The sequence below is a fragment of the Arenibacter sp. 6A1 genome, from assembly GCF_012272855.1.
Lineage (GTDB): Bacteria > Bacteroidota > Bacteroidia > Flavobacteriales > Flavobacteriaceae > Arenibacter.
The window spans coordinates 66,189-84,062 of record NZ_JAAXCQ010000003.1; the positions used below are offsets into that span (position 1 = coordinate 66,189).

Annotated in this window: 13 protein-coding genes and 2 tRNA genes; 13 read left to right on the forward strand and 2 right to left on the reverse strand. The window is 40.1% G+C overall.

The window, feature by feature from the left end; translation table 11 throughout:
• Nucleotides 1-47: 47 nt before the first annotated feature.
• From HCG49_RS03105 to nusA, 4 genes are all read left to right on the forward strand, one after another.
• Nucleotides 48-119 (forward strand) — tRNA-Gln (locus HCG49_RS03105).
• Nucleotides 120-253: 134 nt separating this feature from the next.
• Nucleotides 254-325: transfer RNA gene (locus tag HCG49_RS03110), tRNA-Gln, on the forward strand.
• A 393-nt stretch (nt 326-718) separates the two neighbouring features.
• The gene (gene rimP, locus HCG49_RS03115; RefSeq protein WP_168468106.1) at nt 719-1,186 is read left to right on the forward strand and encodes a ribosome assembly cofactor RimP; all 468 of its coding nucleotides are present in this window, start codon (nt 719-721) and stop codon (nt 1,184-1,186) included.
• Between the two features lie 13 nt (nt 1,187-1,199).
• A complete protein-coding gene (nusA, locus tag HCG49_RS03120) occupies nt 1,200-2,432 on the forward strand; it encodes a transcription termination factor NusA (RefSeq protein WP_168468107.1) in 1,233 nt (410 codons plus the stop codon).
• Between the two features lie 595 nt (nt 2,433-3,027).
• Here nusA and HCG49_RS18800 read toward each other — a convergent pair.
• A complete protein-coding gene (locus HCG49_RS18800; RefSeq protein ID WP_410488981.1) occupies nt 3,028-3,318 on the reverse strand; it encodes a pentapeptide repeat-containing protein in 291 nt (96 codons plus the stop codon).
• Between the two features lie 31 nt (nt 3,319-3,349).
• Here HCG49_RS18800 and infB point away from each other — a divergent pair, with 31 nt between their 5' ends.
• Nucleotides 3,350-5,476, forward strand: coding sequence for a translation initiation factor IF-2 (infB, locus tag HCG49_RS03125; protein WP_410488979.1), 2,127 nt, complete (start codon nt 3,350-3,352; stop codon nt 5,474-5,476).
• A gap of 43 nt (nt 5,477-5,519) precedes the next feature.
• Here infB and HCG49_RS03130 read toward each other — a convergent pair whose 3' ends face one another.
• Nucleotides 5,520-5,891: an SPOR domain-containing protein gene (locus tag HCG49_RS03130; RefSeq protein ID WP_168468109.1), complete on the reverse strand. Its 372-nt coding sequence runs from the start codon at nt 5,889-5,891 to the stop codon at nt 5,520-5,522.
• 231 nt (nt 5,892-6,122) lie between these two features.
• Between HCG49_RS03130 and HCG49_RS03135 the strand changes: the two genes are divergently transcribed.
• Genes HCG49_RS03135 through HCG49_RS03170 form a run of 8 tightly spaced genes read left to right on the forward strand, consistent with a single transcriptional unit; the run spans nt 6,123 to nt 17,750 of the window.
• Complete coding sequence (locus tag HCG49_RS03135; RefSeq protein WP_168468110.1) at nt 6,123-7,472, forward strand: c-type cytochrome; 1,350 nt, start codon at nt 6,123-6,125, stop codon at nt 7,470-7,472.
• A gap of 35 nt (nt 7,473-7,507) precedes the next feature.
• The gene (locus HCG49_RS03140; protein WP_168468111.1) at nt 7,508-10,597 is read left to right on the forward strand and encodes a TAT-variant-translocated molybdopterin oxidoreductase; all 3,090 of its coding nucleotides are present in this window, start codon (nt 7,508-7,510) and stop codon (nt 10,595-10,597) included.
• Nucleotides 10,598-10,632: 35 nt separating this feature from the next.
• Nucleotides 10,633-12,360, forward strand: a complete 1,728-nt coding sequence (gene nrfD, locus HCG49_RS03145; protein ID WP_168468112.1) for an NrfD/PsrC family molybdoenzyme membrane anchor subunit — start codon at nt 10,633-10,635, stop codon at nt 12,358-12,360.
• Between the two features lie 2 nt (nt 12,361-12,362).
• The gene (locus tag HCG49_RS03150; protein WP_168468113.1) at nt 12,363-12,884 is read left to right on the forward strand and encodes a DUF3341 domain-containing protein; all 522 of its coding nucleotides are present in this window, start codon (nt 12,363-12,365) and stop codon (nt 12,882-12,884) included.
• An 11-nt stretch (nt 12,885-12,895) separates the two neighbouring features.
• Nucleotides 12,896-13,456: a c-type cytochrome gene (locus HCG49_RS03155; RefSeq protein ID WP_168468114.1), complete on the forward strand. Its 561-nt coding sequence runs from the start codon at nt 12,896-12,898 to the stop codon at nt 13,454-13,456.
• Nucleotides 13,457-13,474: 18 nt separating this feature from the next.
• Entirely contained in the window at nt 13,475-14,791 is a 1,317-nt protein-coding gene (locus HCG49_RS03160) for a quinol:cytochrome C oxidoreductase (RefSeq protein WP_168468115.1), read from the forward strand.
• Nucleotides 14,792-14,822: 31 nt separating this feature from the next.
• On the forward strand, nt 14,823-15,881 hold the full coding sequence (locus HCG49_RS03165) for a cytochrome c oxidase subunit II (RefSeq protein WP_168468116.1): 1,059 nt from the start codon (nt 14,823-14,825) through the stop codon (nt 15,879-15,881).
• A 48-nt stretch (nt 15,882-15,929) separates the two neighbouring features.
• Complete coding sequence (locus tag HCG49_RS03170; protein WP_168468117.1) at nt 15,930-17,750, forward strand: cbb3-type cytochrome c oxidase subunit I; 1,821 nt, start codon at nt 15,930-15,932, stop codon at nt 17,748-17,750.
• Nucleotides 17,751-17,874: the final 124 nt, after the last annotated feature.

The following is a 17,874-nucleotide window of genomic DNA, read 5'->3' on the forward strand; positions in this document are numbered from 1 at the left end:
TGTGCAATCGAAAGTAAGTTCTATCTTTGCACGCTCAAATAGCACGGTGGCCTATGGTGTAATTGGCAACACAGCTGGTTTTGGTCCAGTCGTTCTAGGTTCGAGTCCTAGTAGGCCAACAAGTACAAAAAGACCCTTTAAATGTTAAAGTTTAGAGGGTTTTGTATTTATGAACACCGTGTGTATTTTTTAAGTAAAATATATTATTTTATTTCAAAAGTATATTTTATATTTGCACGCTCAAATAGCACAGTGGCCTATGGTGTAATTGGCAACACAGCTGGTTTTGGTCCAGTCGTTCTAGGTTCGAGTCCTAGTAGGCCAACTTAAAGTTGGGAATCCCGGAACTGTAAAGTTTCGGGATTTTTTTTTGCCTTAAAATCAGCTTGGTTTAAGGGGTTAAAAGTGCTCTTGGTAATTGGTTTAGATGTTTGGTGTTGGCGATCGGAAAGGGTTTGGGAAGGGTAATCTTTTTAGATTAAGTGATTTAGATTGTTGAATGAACTAAAAAAATTGTATATTTGCGCTGCTGAAAGAATATAAAGTATTCGGGAGGGGACAATTTGTCCCCTCTTTTGTTCACAATATTTTATCTGGAAGTGGTAAATAAAGACGGCTCTAAGGAGTCTGAAATAGTGGTTCTGCGTATTTTTGTAGAATAGTTATGGCGCCTGGTTTTAATGGTTTTAAAACCAGGCGTGGTGAAAAATTGAAATTTATGTTGAAAGATAAGGTTATTGAACTTTTAGAGGGAGTGTTAGAGGAGAATGAGTCACTTTTTTTGATTGATTTTTCGATGACTCCAGATCATAAGATAAAAATTGTTATCGATGGTGATCACGGTGTGACGGTTCAGGATTGTATGACCGTTAGTCGGGCTATTGAGAATAATATAGATAGGGACGAAGAGGATTTTGCATTGGAAGTTGCTTCTGCTGGAGCAGCATCTCCCTTGAAATTGCCAAGACAATACCGTAAAAATCTAGGAAGAACCATAGAAGTTAAGCTTCAGGGGCAAGAGGAAGAGCTCGAAGGACAGTTGACCGAAGCAACGGAAGACGATATTACCTTAGAGTGGAAGGCCAGAGAGCCAAAACCTGTTGGAAAAGGTAAAGTTACGGTGCAGAAAAAGCAACAAATTGCAATTTCTGAGATAAAAGAAGCTAAAGTTGTATTAAAATTTTAATTGTAGTACGAAAATGGAAAATATTGCGCTAATCGAATCTTTCTCGGAATTTAAAGATGATAAATTCATTGACAGAGTAACGCTAATGGCGATTTTGGAGGATGTTTTTAGGAATGCGTTAAAGAAGAAATTTGGTTCGGATGACAATTTCGATATTATCATAAACCCTGATAAGGGCGATTTGGAAATATGGAGGAATAGGGTTGTTGTAGAAGATGGGGAGGTAGAAGATCCTAATGAAGAGATTTCTCTTAGCGCGGCCAGAAAGATAGAGCCTGATTTTGAAGTAGGTGAAGATGTTTCTGAAGAAGTGAAATTGATTGATCTTGGAAGAAGAGCTATTTTGGCCTTAAGGCAAAATCTTATTTCTAAGATTCACGAACACGATAATACTACGATCTATAAGCATTTTAAGGATCTAGAAGGAGAAATCTATACGGCAGAAGTGCATCATATTAGGCACAAGGCCATTATTCTTTTGGATGACGAAGGAAATGAAATTATCCTTCCTAAGGATAAGCAAATCCCGTCCGATTTCTTTAGAAAAGGCGATAATGTTCGCGGGATAATTGAAAGCGTTGAGTTGAAAGGAAATAAGCCGACAATTATCATGTCTAGGTGTTCTCCATTGTTTTTGGAGCAACTGTTTTTTCAGGAAATACCAGAAGTTTTCGATGGTTTGATTACTATAAAGAAAGCGGTGCGTATCCCTGGGGAAAAGGCAAAAGTGGCTGTAGATTCTTATGATGATCGTATTGATCCTGTTGGTGCTTGTGTGGGTATGAAAGGATCAAGGATTCATGGTATTGTACGTGAATTGGGCAATGAGAACATAGATGTTATTAATTGGACCAGTAATCCTCAGTTGTTGGTGACCCGGGCTTTGAGTCCGGCCAAGGTTTCTTCAGTGAAACTAAACGAGGAAAAAATGACGGCACAAGTTTACCTAAGGCCAGAGGAGGTATCCAAGGCAATTGGTAGAGGTGGTCATAATATTAGGTTGGCAGGACAGTTGACCGGTTATGAGATAGATGTGTTCCGTGAAGGAGTCGAGGAGGATGTAGAGCTTACAGAATTCTCTGATGAAATTGAAGCATGGATCATAGAGGAATTTAAGAAGATCGGAATGGATACCGCTAGAAGCGTCTTGGAGCAAGATGTGGAGGATTTGGTGAAAAGAACCGATTTGGAAGAGGAGACAATCTTAGAGGTTGTTCGAATTCTTAAGGAAGAATTAGAAGATTAAGCTATATATTAGCAGTAAATTACAAGAATAGGAATTATTTATTTATGGCAGATAATGCAACGATAAGGCTTAATAAAGTCCTAAGAGAACTGAATATTTCATTGGACCGGGCGGTAGACTATCTCGGGTCCAAGGGGCATGACATAGAAGCAAGGCCTACTACTAAAATATCCAATGAGGTATACCAAGTTCTTTTGGACGGGTTCCAAACGGACATGAGCAAGAAAGTTGCGTCCAAAGAAGTTGGTGAAGAGAAGAGGAAAGAGAAGGAGGCTATAAGATTGCAGTTGGAGCAAGAGCAAGAAGAGAAAAAACTCGCAAGAGAGAAGCGTGCTAAGGAAGGGATTGTGAAAGCAAGAGTAGAGCTTGCCGGACCTAAAACGGTCGGGAAAATAGATCTAGACCAACCTAAGAAGGCAGCAACTCCGGCCGCTCCCAAGGAAGAAGAAAAAACAGTAAAGGAGCCGGAAACAGCTCCGGAACCAACTGTTGAGAAAGCTTCTGAACCTGTAGTCGAAAAGACCGTGGACAAAGTGGATGCTCCGGTAGAAAAAGAAGAAGTGGCGCCCAAAGTGGAGGCTGCAGCTCCTGAATCTCAAAAGGCAGAGCCAGTAAAACCAGCTCCTGTAAAAGAGGAGCCGGTGAAAGAGGAACCTGTAAAAGCGGCGCCAGTGAAGACTGAGCCGAAAAAGGCAGCGCCCGTAAAAAAAGAGGAAGTGAAAGAAGTTCCTGTAGTAAAGGAGACTGAGAAGAAGACCGACGAGGTTAAGCAGGCGCCAGTGAAGGAAGAAACAGAGAAAAAAGAAGCCGAGAAGGTGGAGACAGACAAAAAAGAAGCTATTGTTGGTGAAGACGGACGCGCTATAGAGACCGAAGTGATTACCACAAAATACCAGAAACTTTCTGGGCCGAAAATTATGGGGGCCAAAATTGACCTTACACAATTTGAGAAACCTAAGAAAAAGAAGGAAGTAGCCAAGGCAGGTGATGCTGCCGATAAAAAGAAAAGAAGGAAACGAATTGTTACCAAGCCAGGAGCGGGAGGCGATGCCAATAAACCGGCAGGAGCAAGACCTAGAGGGCCGGTAGTAAGACGTGCCCCAGGACAGCGATTTACTCCGACCGCAAAGGTAGAGCCTACTGAAGAAGATGTTCAAAAGCAGGTAAGGGAAACCTTGGAGAAACTTCAGGGGAAATCTAAGAAAGGTAAAGGCGCCAAGTATAGAAGGGATAAGAGAGATCAGCACCGTCAGCAGACTGAAAAAGATCTTGAAAAACAAGAATTGGAAAGCAAGATCCTGAAAGTTACCGAGTTTGTTACGGCAAGCGAAGTGGCGACTATGATGGATGTGCCAACAACGAAGATTATTTCGGCCTGTATGTCCTTAGGTATCATGGTAACCATGAACCAGCGATTGGATGCTGAAACCTTATCTATTGTAGCCGATGAATTTGGGTATGAAGTAGAATTTGTTACTGCAGACCTAGAAGAAAGTATTGTAGAAGAACCGGATGCAGAAGAGGATTTGGTGGCTAGAGCTCCTATTGTTACGGTGATGGGACACGTAGATCACGGTAAGACTTCTTTGCTGGATTATATTAGAAAAGAAAATGTTATTGCAGGCGAGAGTGGTGGGATAACCCAGCATATCGGAGCTTATGGGGTAACTTTAGAGGGTGGACAGAAAATATCCTTCTTGGATACTCCCGGTCACGAAGCCTTTACGGCGATGCGTGCTCGTGGGGCTCAAGTAACCGATATTGCTATTATTGTAGTGGCGGCGGATGATGCTATTATGCCACAGACAAAAGAAGCTATTAGTCACGCTCAAGCAGCAGGTGTACCGATCATTTTTGCAATAAACAAAATAGATAAGCCGCACGCTAACCCAGATAAGATTAAAGAAGGATTAGCACAGATGAACCTTTTGGTAGAAGATTGGGGTGGTAAAATTCAATCTCACGATATTTCGGCCAAAATGGGTACTGGGGTGAAAGAATTGTTGGAAAAAGTACTTCTAGAAGCAGAGATTCTAGAATTGAAGGCTAATCCAGAGAAATTGGCTTCGGGTACTGTAGTAGAAGCGTTCTTGGATAAAGGTAGAGGGTATGTTTCCACTATTCTTGTTCAGGCAGGTACTCTTAAAGTTGGAGACTATGTCTTGGCGGGTACTTGTAGTGGTAAAGTGAAAGCTATGCACGATGAACGTGGGAAAATCGTTAAAGAGGCAGGTCCATCTAGACCAGTATCTATATTAGGTTTGGACGGAGCGCCACAAGCGGGTGATAAGTTTAACGTGCTCTTGGATGAGAGAGAAGCGAAACAAATCGCAACCAAGCGTTCTCAGTTATTGCGTGAGCAATCTGTAAGAACACAGCGTCATATAACCTTGGACGAGATCGGAAGACGTATTGCATTGGGCGACTTTAAAGAGTTGAACATCATCTTGAAAGGGGATGTGGATGGTTCTGTAGAAGCATTGACCGATTCTTTCCAGAAATTGTCTACGGCAGAAATTCAAGTAAACATTATTCATAAAGCAGTAGGTCCTATTACAGAGTCCGATGTTCTTTTAGCTTCGGCTTCAGATGCGGTTATTATAGGGTTTAACGTAAGACCTATGGGGAATGCAAGAATGTTGGCAGATAAAGAAGAGATAGATATCAGAATGTATTCTATTATCTACGATGCTATCAACGATCTTAAGGATGCTATGGAAGGTATGTTGTCTCCAGAGATGAAAGAAGAGATTACAGGTACTGCGGAAATTCGTGAGACCTTTAAGATTTCTAAAGTCGGAACAATTGCCGGTTGTATGGTAACTACTGGAAAGATCTATAGAAATTCTAACATTAGATTGATTAGGGATGGAGTGGTAATCTTTACCGGAGAGCTATCATCGCTTAAGAGATTTAAAGATGATGTTAAAGAAGTAGCTAAAGGATACGATTGTGGACTGCAGGTGAAAAACTATAACGATATTAGAGAATTGGATATCGTAGAGGCATTCCAAGAAGTTGAAGTGAAGAAGAAATTGAAATAAATGACTTCTTCCTGAAAATGGAATTAAGACAAAAAAAAACGACCTATTTGGTCGTTTTTTTTGGTTTTAGCAACATCGCTTCGGGATATTTTTTTCGCACATCCATAAGGGTGCGTTCTCCTTCTAGTTTTGTTTTAAATTTTCCTAGCCGAACTCGATAGCTGGGGTATTCGAAATCTATTGTAGCTGGTAGGGTAGGATAGTCCTTGTCTATATTCGTTTTAAGTGCTTGTGCTTGTTGGTCGGTTCCAAAACCTACTTGTATGCGGTAATGGCTGCTGGTTTCGTTAACGCTTTTGTAGTGCGCTAACAAGCTGTTAATCTTTTGATCTTGTTGAATATTGACTTTGGCTTGTTGTGCTGTGCAAAAAGTTGCAGAAGCAAGTAAAAAAGTGAGTAAAGAAGCAGTTTTCATAGCGTGATAGTCTTTCTGTTTTAGCTTGTTGCAAATGTAAAATATTAAGAATCAATCAATATATTTTAATGTTATTTAGAACAGTTATAAATTATGCATTATAGATCCCTTAACATTTCCCAAATAAAGTGTATTGTGTATTTTTGCCATCAATTTGGGCGTGGTTTAGAAAGGGTGTATTATTTACATACGAAAAAATCATGCCAAAAGTCCGACAGAAATATTTTTAATATGAAAAAGGTTCCATACCGCAATCTAATTTCTAGAATTTTAGGTGTCAGTTTGGTAGTTGTACTACTGCTTTCCAATTCGCTTCATGCAAAAGAAACTGCTGTTCTTCAGGAGTCGTCTGCTGTGTCGTCCGGGGAGGGCGATCCTGTAAAGGGGAAGCAATTATTTAATCAGAATTGTGCTGCGTGTCACTCTCTAACAAAGAAAATGACCGGTCCGCCCTTAGCTGGGATTACCGAGAAGCATGATAAAGAATGGTTGTATGCGTGGATTAAGAATAGTTCAGCCATGATTAAGGCTGGTGATGCTGCAGCTGTAAAGATTTACAATGAATACAATCAGGCGGCGATGACTGCTTTTCCAACCTTGTCTGATCAGGAGTTGGAAGATATTTTAGCGTATACCGATGCGCCTCCGGTTACTCCTAAGCCTGTTGCTGGTGCGGAAGCTGGTGCTGGTGCGGGTCAGGTGCAATCATCTGGGATCTCCAATGAATTGATTCTTGGTGCCTTGGTGTTGGTGTTTGGCTTGTTGGTAGTGATGTTGTTTTTGGTGAATACTACACTAAGACGTATCGCTGAGGCTAATGGGGTGTTGTTGGAAAAAGAAGCTGCTAAAAAAGGAACTCCAATTTGGAAAGCTTTTGCTAAGAATCAGTTTTTAGTAATTGTCTTTGTAATCTTCTTGTTGTTGAACGGTGCTTACTTTGCTTACGGGTATATGATGCAAGTAGGGGTAGATCAGGGGTACGCTCCTATTCAGCCAATACACTATTCGCATAAGATCCATGCCGGGGATAATAATATTGAGTGTAAATATTGTCACTCTTCTGCCAGGGTTTCTAAGACCTCTGGAATTCCATCTTTGAATGTTTGTATGAACTGTCATAAGTCTATTGATGAGTATAAGGGGAATCCGGAAGGACCGAGTGCTGAAGATTTGGCTAATGGGTATACAAATGAATTCTATACGAAAGAAATTCAGAAGTTGTATGATGCTGTTGGTTGGGATAAAGAAAATCAAAGATATACGGGTGAGACGAAGCCGGTGGAATGGGTAAGAGTGCATAATCTTCCTGATTTTGCTTACTTTAACCACTCTCAGCATGTTTCTGTAGCAGGTATAGAGTGTCAGACTTGTCACGGTCCTGTAGAGGAAATGGAAGTGATGTATCAATATGCTCCTTTAACTATGGGATGGTGTATTAACTGTCACCGTGAAACAGATGTGAAAGTAGAGGGGAATGCTTATTATGAAAAAATTCATGAAGAGCTTTCTAAGAAATACGGTGTAGAGAAACTTACAGCTGCTCAAATGGGTGGATTGGAATGTGGTAAATGTCACTATTAATCAAATTAACTAGAAGATAATTTTAGATATATCATATGTCATCAAACAAAAAGTATTGGAAAAGCGAGGCGGAGTTAAATCCTAACGATTCCATTGTTGAGACGCTAAAACAGAATGAGTTTATTCAGGAGATTCCAACAGGTGAATTCTTGGAGGATAAGCAAACGTTGGCGGCTAGCTCTACTAATAGAAGGGATTTTCTTAAGTATGTTGGGTTTAGTACGGCTGCAGCTTCCTTAGCTGCTTGTGAAGGCCCGGTTACTAAATCTATTCCTTATGTAGTTAAACCGGATAATATTGTGCCTGGGGTAGCAAACTTTTATGCTACTACCATAGCCAATGGTTTTGACTTTGCTAGTATTTTGGTAAAGACTAGAGAAGGAAGACCGATTAAAATAGAAAACAATACAGATGCCAAGGTTGCTGGCGGTGCTAATGCACGTGTTCAGGCTTCGGTATTGTCATTGTATGATAGCAATCGCTTGCAAGGGCCTTTGTTTAATGGAGAGGCAGTTTCTTGGGAAGAAATGGATTCGGCTGTAAAAGCAAAATTAGGGTCTCTTAAAGGAGGGTCTCAGAAGATTGCTGTTTTAACGCAGACTTATGCGAGTCCTTCTACTTCTAGGTTGATTGCTGAGTTTAAAGAAGCTTACGGAAATGTGGATCATGTAACATATGATGCTATTTCTGAAGATGCTGCGCTTTCTGCTTTTGAAGCAAAGTACGGCGAAAGAGCTTTGGCTGATTATGATTTCGAAAAAGCAGAATTGATTGTTTCTTTCGGTGCTGATTTCTTGGGAGATTGGCAAGGTGGAGGATATGATAGTGGTTATTCAAGAGGACGTGTTCCAAAGAACGGTAAAATGTCGAGACACGTACAGTTCGAGGCAAATATGTCTTTGACTGGCGCGAACGCTGATAAGCGTGTGCCTTTGAAACCTTCTGAGCAGAAGCTTGCTTTGGCTTATTTCTATGGTAAGTTAAGTGGAACTTCAGTTTCTGTTAGTCTTTCCGATAATGTGAAAGCTGCTATCGATGCTGTGGTTGCTCAGGTATTGAAAAATAAATCGAATACGGTAGTTGTTACTGGTATTGACGATATAAACGCTCAGACAATAGTCTTGGCGATAAATGAATATTTAGGTAGTAAGGCTTTTGATGCTGCTGCTCCTAAGTATGTAAGACAAGGAAGTGTTAAGGCTGTTAATGCTTTAATAGCTGATATGAAAGCTGGTAAAGTTGGAGCCTTGTTGATAGATGGTGTGAATCCGGTGTACTCTTTGGCAAACGCTGGGGATTTTGTAGCAGGATTGGAAAAAGTAGCTCTTTCGGTAGCTTTTTCTACAACCCGTACAGAGACAACAGAAGCGGTTCAGTATGTAGGTGCTGCGAATCATTACCTTGAATCTTGGGGTGATGCTCAGTTGAAAAAAGGATTCTATAGTTTGGCACAGCCTACTATTAAAGAATTGTTCGATTCTAGGCAGTTTCAAACATCTCTGTTGAACTGGTTAGGAAGTGATAAAACGTATTACAGTTATATTAAAGAGACTTGGTCTACAGGAATACTTGGAGAAAGTGACTGGAACCAAGCTTTGCACGATGGTGTATTCACTACAACTGCTGCAGCTGCTGTAGTAGCAAGTGAAGAAGGTGAAGCTCCGGTTAATTTATCCGCTGCTTTAAAGAGTCTGTCTGCATCAGCTAATGAAGGAATGGAATTGATTCTTTATTCTAAAGTTGGTATGGGTGATGGACAACAAGCCAATAACCCATGGTTGCAAGAATTCCCAGATCCTATTACAAGAGTGTCTTGGGATAACTACCTTACTGTTTCTAAAGCCGATGCCGAGCGTTTAGGTTTGGTTAATGAGAATGTAGCTGATGGCGGTTTAAACGGTAGCTATGTAAACCTTGCGGTAGACGGTGTTGCCTTAAATAATGTTCCTGTTATCATTCAGCCAGGTCAGGCTAACGGTTCTGTTGGTTTATCATTTGGATATGGTAAGAAAGCAGGAATGCAGGCAGAAATGCAAACAGGGGTGAATGCTTATACTTTGTACAAAGATTTCTCTAACGTACAATCTGTAAGTATCGAGAAAACTCAAGGAATGCATGAGTTTGCCTGTGTGCAGTTGCATAAGACTTTAATGGGTAGGGGAGATATTATAAAAGAAACTACTCTAGAGATATTTAATACTAAGGATTCGCGCGAATGGAATGTTATTCCTGTGGTTTCTTTAGATCACCAAACGGTAGATGCTAGTTCTGTTGATTTATGGGGTAGTTTTGATCGCTCTATAGGGCATCATTTTAACCTGTCTATAGATCTAAATGCATGTACAGGTTGTGGGGCATGTGTTATAGCATGTCACGCAGAAAACAATGTACCGGTAGTTGGTAAGGAAGAGGTTAGAAAGTCTAGGGATATGCACTGGTTGCGTATTGACAGATACTACTCTTCTGAAGAAACTTTCGAAGGGGATAACACTAAGAAAGAAGAATTCGATGGCTTGTTCGGGGATAAAGGTTCCTTGGGCGGATTTGGTCATATGGAAGATCCTTCTGCCAATCCTCAGGTAGCTTTCCAGCCAGTAATGTGTCAGCACTGTAACCATGCTCCTTGTGAGACTGTTTGTCCTGTTGCTGCTACATCACACGGACGTCAAGGACAAAACCACATGGCTTACAACAGATGTGTGGGTACAAGATACTGTGCAAACAACTGTCCTTATAAAGTAAGACGTTTTAACTGGTTCTTGTACAGCAACAATGACGAGTTCGATTACCATATGAACAATGACCTAGGGAAGATGGTTATCAACCCAGATGTTACTGTTCGTTCTAGAGGGGTAATGGAAAAATGTTCTATGTGTATCCAGAAAACTCAGAAAACTATTTTAGATGCTAAGCGCGATGGTCGTTTGGTCGAGGATGGTGAGTTCCAAACAGCATGTTCCGCAGCATGTAGCAACGGCGCAATGACGTTTGGGGATATTAACGACAAGGAAAGTAAAATAGCAGAATTAAAGGAAAGTGACCGTATGTACCACTTATTGGAGCATGTAGGAACTAAACCAAATGTTTTCTATCACGTAAAAGTGAGAAATACAAACGAAGCTTAATCAATTTATACAGGAACGTAACTATTAATTAAATTATGGCGTCGCATTACGAAGCACCTATACGAAAACCCCTAGTTCTTGGAGACAAAGGATACCACGATGTAACTGTGGATATCGCAGCTCCAGTAGAAGGGAAAGCCAATAAGCATTGGTGGATTGTATTTTCCATCGCATTAGCGGCATTCCTTTGGGGTGTTGGTTGTATAATCTATACGGTATCTACGGGTATCGGTACATGGGGATTAAATAAAACAGTAGGCTGGGCCTGGGATATTACCAACTTCGTTTGGTGGGTAGGTATCGGCCACGCAGGAACCTTGATTTCTGCCGTACTATTGTTATTTAGACAAAAATGGAGAATGGCTATTAACCGTTCTGCCGAAGCAATGACCATCTTCTCGGTGGTGCAGGCAGGATTGTTCCCGATTGTGCACATGGGTCGTCCATGGTTGGCATATTGGGTATTGCCTATACCGAACCAATTTGGTTCCCTATGGGTAAACTTTAACTCTCCCTTGCTTTGGGATGTATTTGCGATCTCGACCTACCTTTCAGTATCCTTAGTGTTCTGGTGGACTGGTTTGTTACCAGATTTCGCAATGATCCGTGATAGGGCAGTAAAGCCGTTCCAAAAGAAAATATATAGTTTAATTAGTTTTGGTTGGACAGGACGTGCTAAGGATTGGCAACGTTTTGAGGAAGTTTCCTTGGTACTGGCAGGATTGGCAACACCATTGGTACTTTCGGTACATACCATTGTATCTTTTGACTTTGCTACTTCGGTAATCCCAGGATGGCACACCACTATTTTCCCTCCATACTTCGTTGCTGGAGCTATTTTCTCTGGATTTGCAATGGTGAACACCTTGTTGATCATCATGAGAAAGGTATGTCACCTAGAGTCTTATATTACTGTTCAGCATATTGAATTGATGAATATCGTAATCATGTTAACAGGTTCTATTGTAGGTTGTGCCTACATTACGGAATTGTTCGTGGCATGGTATTCTGGTGTTGAATACGAACAGTATGCTTTCTTAAACAGAGCAACCGGACCTTACTGGTGGGCTTATTGGGCCATGATGACCTGTAACGTGTTCTCTCCACAGTTTATGTGGTTTAAAAGACTTAGAACAAGTATCATGTTCTCTTTCTTTATCTCTATTGTGGTAAACATTGGAATGTGGTTTGAACGTTTCGTTATTATCGTAACTTCTTTGCACAGAGATTACTTGCCATCTTCATGGACAATGTTCTCTCCGACCTTTGTAGATATCGGAATATTTATCGGAACCATTGGATTCTTCTTTGTACTGTTCTTATTATATGCTAGAACCTTCCCTGTGATTGCACAGGCCGAGGTAAAATCTATCTTGAAATCTTCAGGAGAGAAGTATAAAAAGTTAAGAGATGCTGGGAAGCCTACTTATACGATCACTAAAACAACTGTGGTAAAGGAAGGAATCGTTAGCGAAACTGCTTTGTCTACCGAGAAAAATCAGGAGAAATTAGCGGTACTTTTAGAGGCGATTGGAAAATACGACCCGTCAACAGGAGCACCGGACAATTTACAAGAGGTGAAAGGTATTGGTCCATTAATGGAGAAAGCTTTAAATCAGATGGGAGTGTTTACTTTTGCTCAGCTAAGTAAAATGACCCAAAAGGAATATGATTTATTGGATTCTATTACAGAGTCTTTCCCTGGAAGGGCACTAAGAGATGATTGGGCAGGTCAAGCAACGATTTTAAACAATAAGAAATAATTATGGCGTCTAAAGTTATACATGCATTTTACGATGATGACGATGTGTTAATGCTTGCGGTTAAAAAAGTAAAAGCAGCTAAACATCATATAGAGGAAGTTTATTGTCCTTTTCCAGTTCATGGTTTAGACAAGGCAATGGGATTGGCTCCGACAAGATTGGCAATTACATCATTTTTATACGGATGTGTTGGACTTACGGTAGCGGTAGTCATGATGAATTATATAATGATCGAGGACTGGCCACAGGATATTGGTGGAAAGCCAAGTTTTAGCTACTTGGAGAATATGCCGTCTTTTGTGCCTATTATGTTTGAGTTGACGGTTTTCTTTGCAGCTCACTTAATGGTAATTACCTTCTTTTTAAGAAGTAGGTTATGGCCTTTTAAAGACGCTGAGAACCCAGACGTACGTACAACCGATGACCATTTCCTAATGGAAATAGAAATCCATAATAACGAACAAGAATTAAAAGACTTGTTGATGGATACTGGAGCGGTAGAAATTAATATTACAGAAAAGTAGTCAAAGATATTATGAGCAGTTTAAGCAAAATAGGAATCGTTTTATGTTCGGTATTATTCGTTGTTTCTTGTTCCGATAAAAATAACAGAAACTACCAATTCATGCCAGACATGTACGAATCTGTAGGTTACGAAGCCTATCAGAAAGTAGACTTTTTACCTAATGGGATGGAAGCAGGGCTTCCTGCAGAACACACCATCGCGAGAGGGTGGATGCCTTATGGGATAGAGAATACGATTGAAGGTAAGGAAATAGCAAGGGAAAACCCAAGTCCATTAGATGCTTCAAAACAAGAAGAGAATTTAAAAGTGGGTAAGGAAATGTACGATATCTACTGTGGTATTTGCCACGGAGATAAAGGAGATGGACAAGGAGACTTGGTAAAAAGAGAGAAGATTTTAGGGATTCCTTCCTATGCAGATCCTGCTAGAAATATCACTGTAGGATCTACCTATCACGCCATTTACTACGGATTGAACTCAATGGGTTCTTATGCCGGTCAATTGGATATCGAAGAACGTTGGCAGGTTGCTGAATACGTGATGAAATTGAAACAAGATTTAACAAAATAAGACCTAGATATTAGCAATATGTATACTTTTTCAAATAGATTAAAAATTGCCTCCTTCATTCTAATGGCTGTTGGCGTTTTAGGAATGGGTATCGGTTTTATGGCTGCGCCAAGTACTGTAGAAGAGGCAAAGGCAATAGTAGCCGCTCAGGGTGGTGGTCATGGTGATGCCCACGCTGTGGAAGCGGAAGCTCATGGTGCCGATGCTCAACATGGCGAAGCGCATGATGCATCTCACGACCAACATTTATTGCATCAATTGCAAAATAAACCATGGTCGGCCCTGTATGTAGCAGCCTTCTTTTTTATGATGATATCATTGGGAGTGCTGGCCTTTTATGCCATCCAACGCGCTGCACAAGCAGGTTGGTCGCCCTTATTGTTTAGGGTTATGGAAGGAATCACGGCCTATTTGGTTCCTGGTGGTATAGCTGTATTTATAATATTGGCCTTATCGGTAGCTCATATGAACCACTTGTTCGTATGGATGGATGCCGATGTAGTAGCGAACGATAAGTTGTTATTAGGAAAAGCAGGTTACCTAAACGGTCCCTTCTTCTTAATAAGAGCAGCTATTTTCTTAGGAGGATGGATATTGTATAGAGAGTATTCTAGAAAGTTATCATTGGCACAGGATGAATCCAATGACGATTCTAATTTTAAATTGAACTTTAGAATATCAGCGGCATTTTTAGTATTTTATTTGATCACAGAATCGATCATGTCATGGGACTGGATCATGAGTGTAGACCCGCACTGGTTTAGTACGTTGTTTGGATGGTATATCTTTGCTTCAATGTTCGTATCAGGTATTACAGTGATAGCCTTGGTAACCATTTACCTAAAATCTAAAGGGTATTTACCAGATGTAAATGATAGTCACATTCACGATTTGGCTAAATTTATGTTCGGGATAAGTATTTTCTGGACCTATTTATGGTTCTCACAATTTATGTTGATTTGGTATTCTAATATTCCTGAAGAGGTAACGTATTTTGTATCGAGAATTGCCGATTATAAATTACCGTTCTTTGGTATGGTAGCCTTAAACTTTTTGTTCCCATTGTTGCTGTTAATGAACAGTGAGTTTAAAAGGGTAAACTGGTTTGTAGTTATGACGGGTGTGGTTATTTTATTTGGCCATTACTTGGATATTTATACCGCTATTATGCCTGGAACCGTTGGAGACCAATGGTCTATCGGGATACCAGAAATTAGTTCTGTATTGTTCTTTTTGGGGATGTTTATATTTTTCGTCTTCAGAGCCTTGTCTAAAGCGCCATTACAACCAAAACGTAATCCGTTTATAGAAGAGAGTAAGCATTTTCACTATTAGTAAATATTAAAGTATAATTTCATATCATACGATGACTCCATTATTGACCATAATTGTTTTAATTTTAGTAGCAATCGCTATCTGGCAGATGACCAAGATATTCGAATTGTCACAGATTAAAACCGACAATTCGCAAATAGCAAACGATACGGATAATAAATACAATGGGTATTTAATGTTCGCTTTCTTAATCTTCATTTATGCTTTGACTATTTTCAGCTTCTGGAAATATACAAAGGTACTTTTGCCTGAGGCCGCTTCAGAGCACGGAGAGGAGTACGATTCATTAATGTTGGTTTCTTTTATTATTATTTTCTTGGTGCAGACCTTAACACAGGGATTGTTGCACTACTTCGCATTTAAATACCGAGGAGAAAAAGGTAAAAAAGCCTTGTTCTTTGCAGATAATGATCGTTTAGAGTTTATCTGGACTATTATTCCTGTAATTGTATTGTCTGGTTTGATTCTTTGGGGATTGTATGCATGGACTAACATAATGGACATTAATGATGAGGACGATCCTATTACTATTGAATTGTATGCACAGCAATTTAGCTGGACAGCAAGGTATGCAGGAGATGATAACGTTTTAGGAGATGCCAACGTAAGGATGATCGATATAGATAATGCCAATATTCTAGGAATAGACATGGCCGATCCTAATGCTGCCGATGATGTTATCGTTAGAGAGATACATTTACCAGTAGGGCGTAAAGTGAATTTTAAAATGCGATCTCAAGATGTGCTGCACTCTGCGTATATGCCTCACTTTAGAGCACAGATGAACTGTGTTCCTGGGATGATAACCCAGTTCTCCTTTACCCCAACCATTACAACTGCCGAGATGAGACAAAAGCCGGATGTTGTTGAAAAGGTAAAAGGGATCAATAAACAAAGAGCTGAAAGAGCAGCGAAGGGTGAAGAGAACACAGATCCATGGGAATTTGACTATGTATTGTTATGTAACAAGATCTGTGGAAAATCGCACTATAACATGCAGATGAAAATTATTGTAGAAACCGAAGAGGAGTACAATAAATGGATGGCTGAGCAGAAAAGCTTTGGAGAAAGCATGGCTTCTGTACAATAAATTACGCTTTAACTAAGAACAATAATTTAAAACAATAAAAATACAACTATGTCTGTAACAGCACACGCACACGTAGAGGACCATTCTGATGATCACGGACATCATCACAAAGAAACCTTTGTGACCAAGTATATTTTTAGTGAAGATCACAAAATGATTTCTAAGCAGTATTTAGTTACTGGATTGATCATGGGCTTCATAGGGATTGCGATGTCTATATTATTTAGAATGCAATTGGCTTGGCCAGGGGAAGCGTTTCCTTTGTTCGAGGCAGTAATGGGTAAATGGGCTCCAGGTGGAGTAATGGACGCCGATGTTTATCTTGCTTTGGTAACGATTCACGGTACCATAATGGTATTCTTTGTACTGACAGCCGGATTAAGTGGTACCTTTAGTAACCTATTAATTCCATTGCAAATTGGCGCTAGGGATATGGCCTCCGGGTTTATGAACATGGTGTCTTACTGGTTATTCTTTTTAGCTAGTGTGATCATTGTAATTTCCCTTTTCGTTGAATCAGGGCCTGCCGCAGCAGGATGGACAGTGTATCCTCCGTTAAGTGCCTTACCACAGGCACAGCCAGGATCTGGATTGGGTATGACTTTATGGTTGGTGGCGATGGCGATTTTTATTGCATCCTCTTTGTTGGGATCTCTAAACTATATCGTAACTGTTATCAATTTAAGAACCAAAGGGATGTCTATGACTAGATTACCTTTGACAATATGGGCATTGTTTGTTACTGCTATTATTGGAGTTATTTCTTTCCCAGTATTGTTCGCTGCAGCCTTATTGCTGATCATGGATAGAAGTTTCGGTACTTCGTTCTTCTTATCGGATATCTTTATCCAAGGTGAAGTATTGCATTATCAAGGAGGATCGCCTGTATTGTACGAACACCTTTTCTGGTTCCTTGGACACCCAGAAGTATATATCGTTATTTTACCAGCGATGGGTATCGTATCTGAAATTATGGCAGTAAACGCGCGTAAACCAATCTTTGGTTATAGAGCGATGATCGCTTCTATATTGGCTATCGCATTCTTATCTACAATCGTTTGGGGACACCATATGTTTATCTCTGGAATGAACCCATTCCTAGGATCGGTATTTACCTTTACTACTTTGTTGATTGCTATTCCATCGGCAGTAAAAGCCTTTAACTGGATTACTACCTTATGGAAAGGTAACCTTCAGTTGAACCCTGCAATGTTATTCTCTATCGGAATGGTTTCTACCTTTATTTCTGGTGGTTTAACAGGGATTATTTTAGGAGATAGTACATTGGATATTAATGTTCACGATACCTATTTTGTTGTAGCTCACTTCCACTTGGTAATGGGTATATCTGCTATCTACGGATTCTTTGCTGGTGTGTATCACTGGTTCCCTAAGATGTATGGTAAAATGATGAATAAGAATTTAGGGTATGTTCATTTCTGGATCACTGCTATTTGTTCTTACGGGGTATTTTTCCCGATGCACTTTGTTGGAATGGCCGGTGTGCCACGTAGATACTACGAAAACACAGCATTCCCAATGTTCGACGATTTAGCCGATGTTCAAATATTAATGACTGTATTTGCTATCATTGCAGCCTTGGTACAATTGGTTTTCTGTTACAACTTTATAAAGAGTATCTTCTTTGGTAAGAAAGCAGAGCAAAACCCATGGCAAGCAACTAGCTTGGAGTGGACTACACCAGTAGAACACCTTCACGGAAACTGGCCTGGTGCTATTCCTGAAGTTCACCGTTGGGCGTATGATTACAGTAAAACTCATGAAAATGGGGAGTATATAATACCAGGACAAGATTATGTTCCGCAAACGGTACCTTTACAAAAAGATGAAGAGGAATTGCAACATTAAGCAACCTTATACTATATAGAAAAAAAAGTCCATCCAAAAGATGGACTTTTTTTGTATCTTCAAAGTAGCTATTCTGCTATAGGAGTGAGAAAAAAGCAAGTGATTAAATAGGATAGTGTGAACG

What these genes read in the sequence shown, in the direction of transcription:
- HCG49_RS03165 (WP_168468116.1), top strand. Translation starts at nt 14,823, where the DNA reads ATGACTCCATTATTGACCATAATTGTTTTAATTTTAGTAGCAATCGCT.
- HCG49_RS03140 (WP_168468111.1), top strand. Translation starts at nt 7,508, where the DNA reads ATGTCATCAAACAAAAAGTATTGGAAAAGCGAGGCGGAGTTAAATCCT.
- nusA (WP_168468107.1), top strand. Translation starts at nt 1,200, where the DNA reads ATGGAAAATATTGCGCTAATCGAATCTTTCTCGGAATTTAAAGATGAT.
- HCG49_RS03155 (WP_168468114.1), top strand. Translation starts at nt 12,896, where the DNA reads ATGAGCAGTTTAAGCAAAATAGGAATCGTTTTATGTTCGGTATTATTC.
- HCG49_RS03150 (WP_168468113.1), top strand. Translation starts at nt 12,363, where the DNA reads ATGGCGTCTAAAGTTATACATGCATTTTACGATGATGACGATGTGTTA.
- HCG49_RS03130 (WP_168468109.1), bottom strand. Translation starts at nt 5,891, where the DNA reads ATGAAAACTGCTTCTTTACTCACTTTTTTACTTGCTTCTGCAACTTTT.
- rimP (WP_168468106.1), top strand. Translation starts at nt 719, where the DNA reads ATGTTGAAAGATAAGGTTATTGAACTTTTAGAGGGAGTGTTAGAGGAG.
- HCG49_RS03135 (WP_168468110.1), top strand. Translation starts at nt 6,123, where the DNA reads ATGAAAAAGGTTCCATACCGCAATCTAATTTCTAGAATTTTAGGTGTC.
- HCG49_RS03170 (WP_168468117.1), top strand. Translation starts at nt 15,930, where the DNA reads ATGTCTGTAACAGCACACGCACACGTAGAGGACCATTCTGATGATCAC.
- nrfD (WP_168468112.1), top strand. Translation starts at nt 10,633, where the DNA reads ATGGCGTCGCATTACGAAGCACCTATACGAAAACCCCTAGTTCTTGGA.
- infB (WP_410488979.1), top strand. Translation starts at nt 3,350, where the DNA reads ATGGGGGCCAAAATTGACCTTACACAATTTGAGAAACCTAAGAAAAAG.
- HCG49_RS03160 (WP_168468115.1), top strand. Translation starts at nt 13,475, where the DNA reads ATGTATACTTTTTCAAATAGATTAAAAATTGCCTCCTTCATTCTAATG.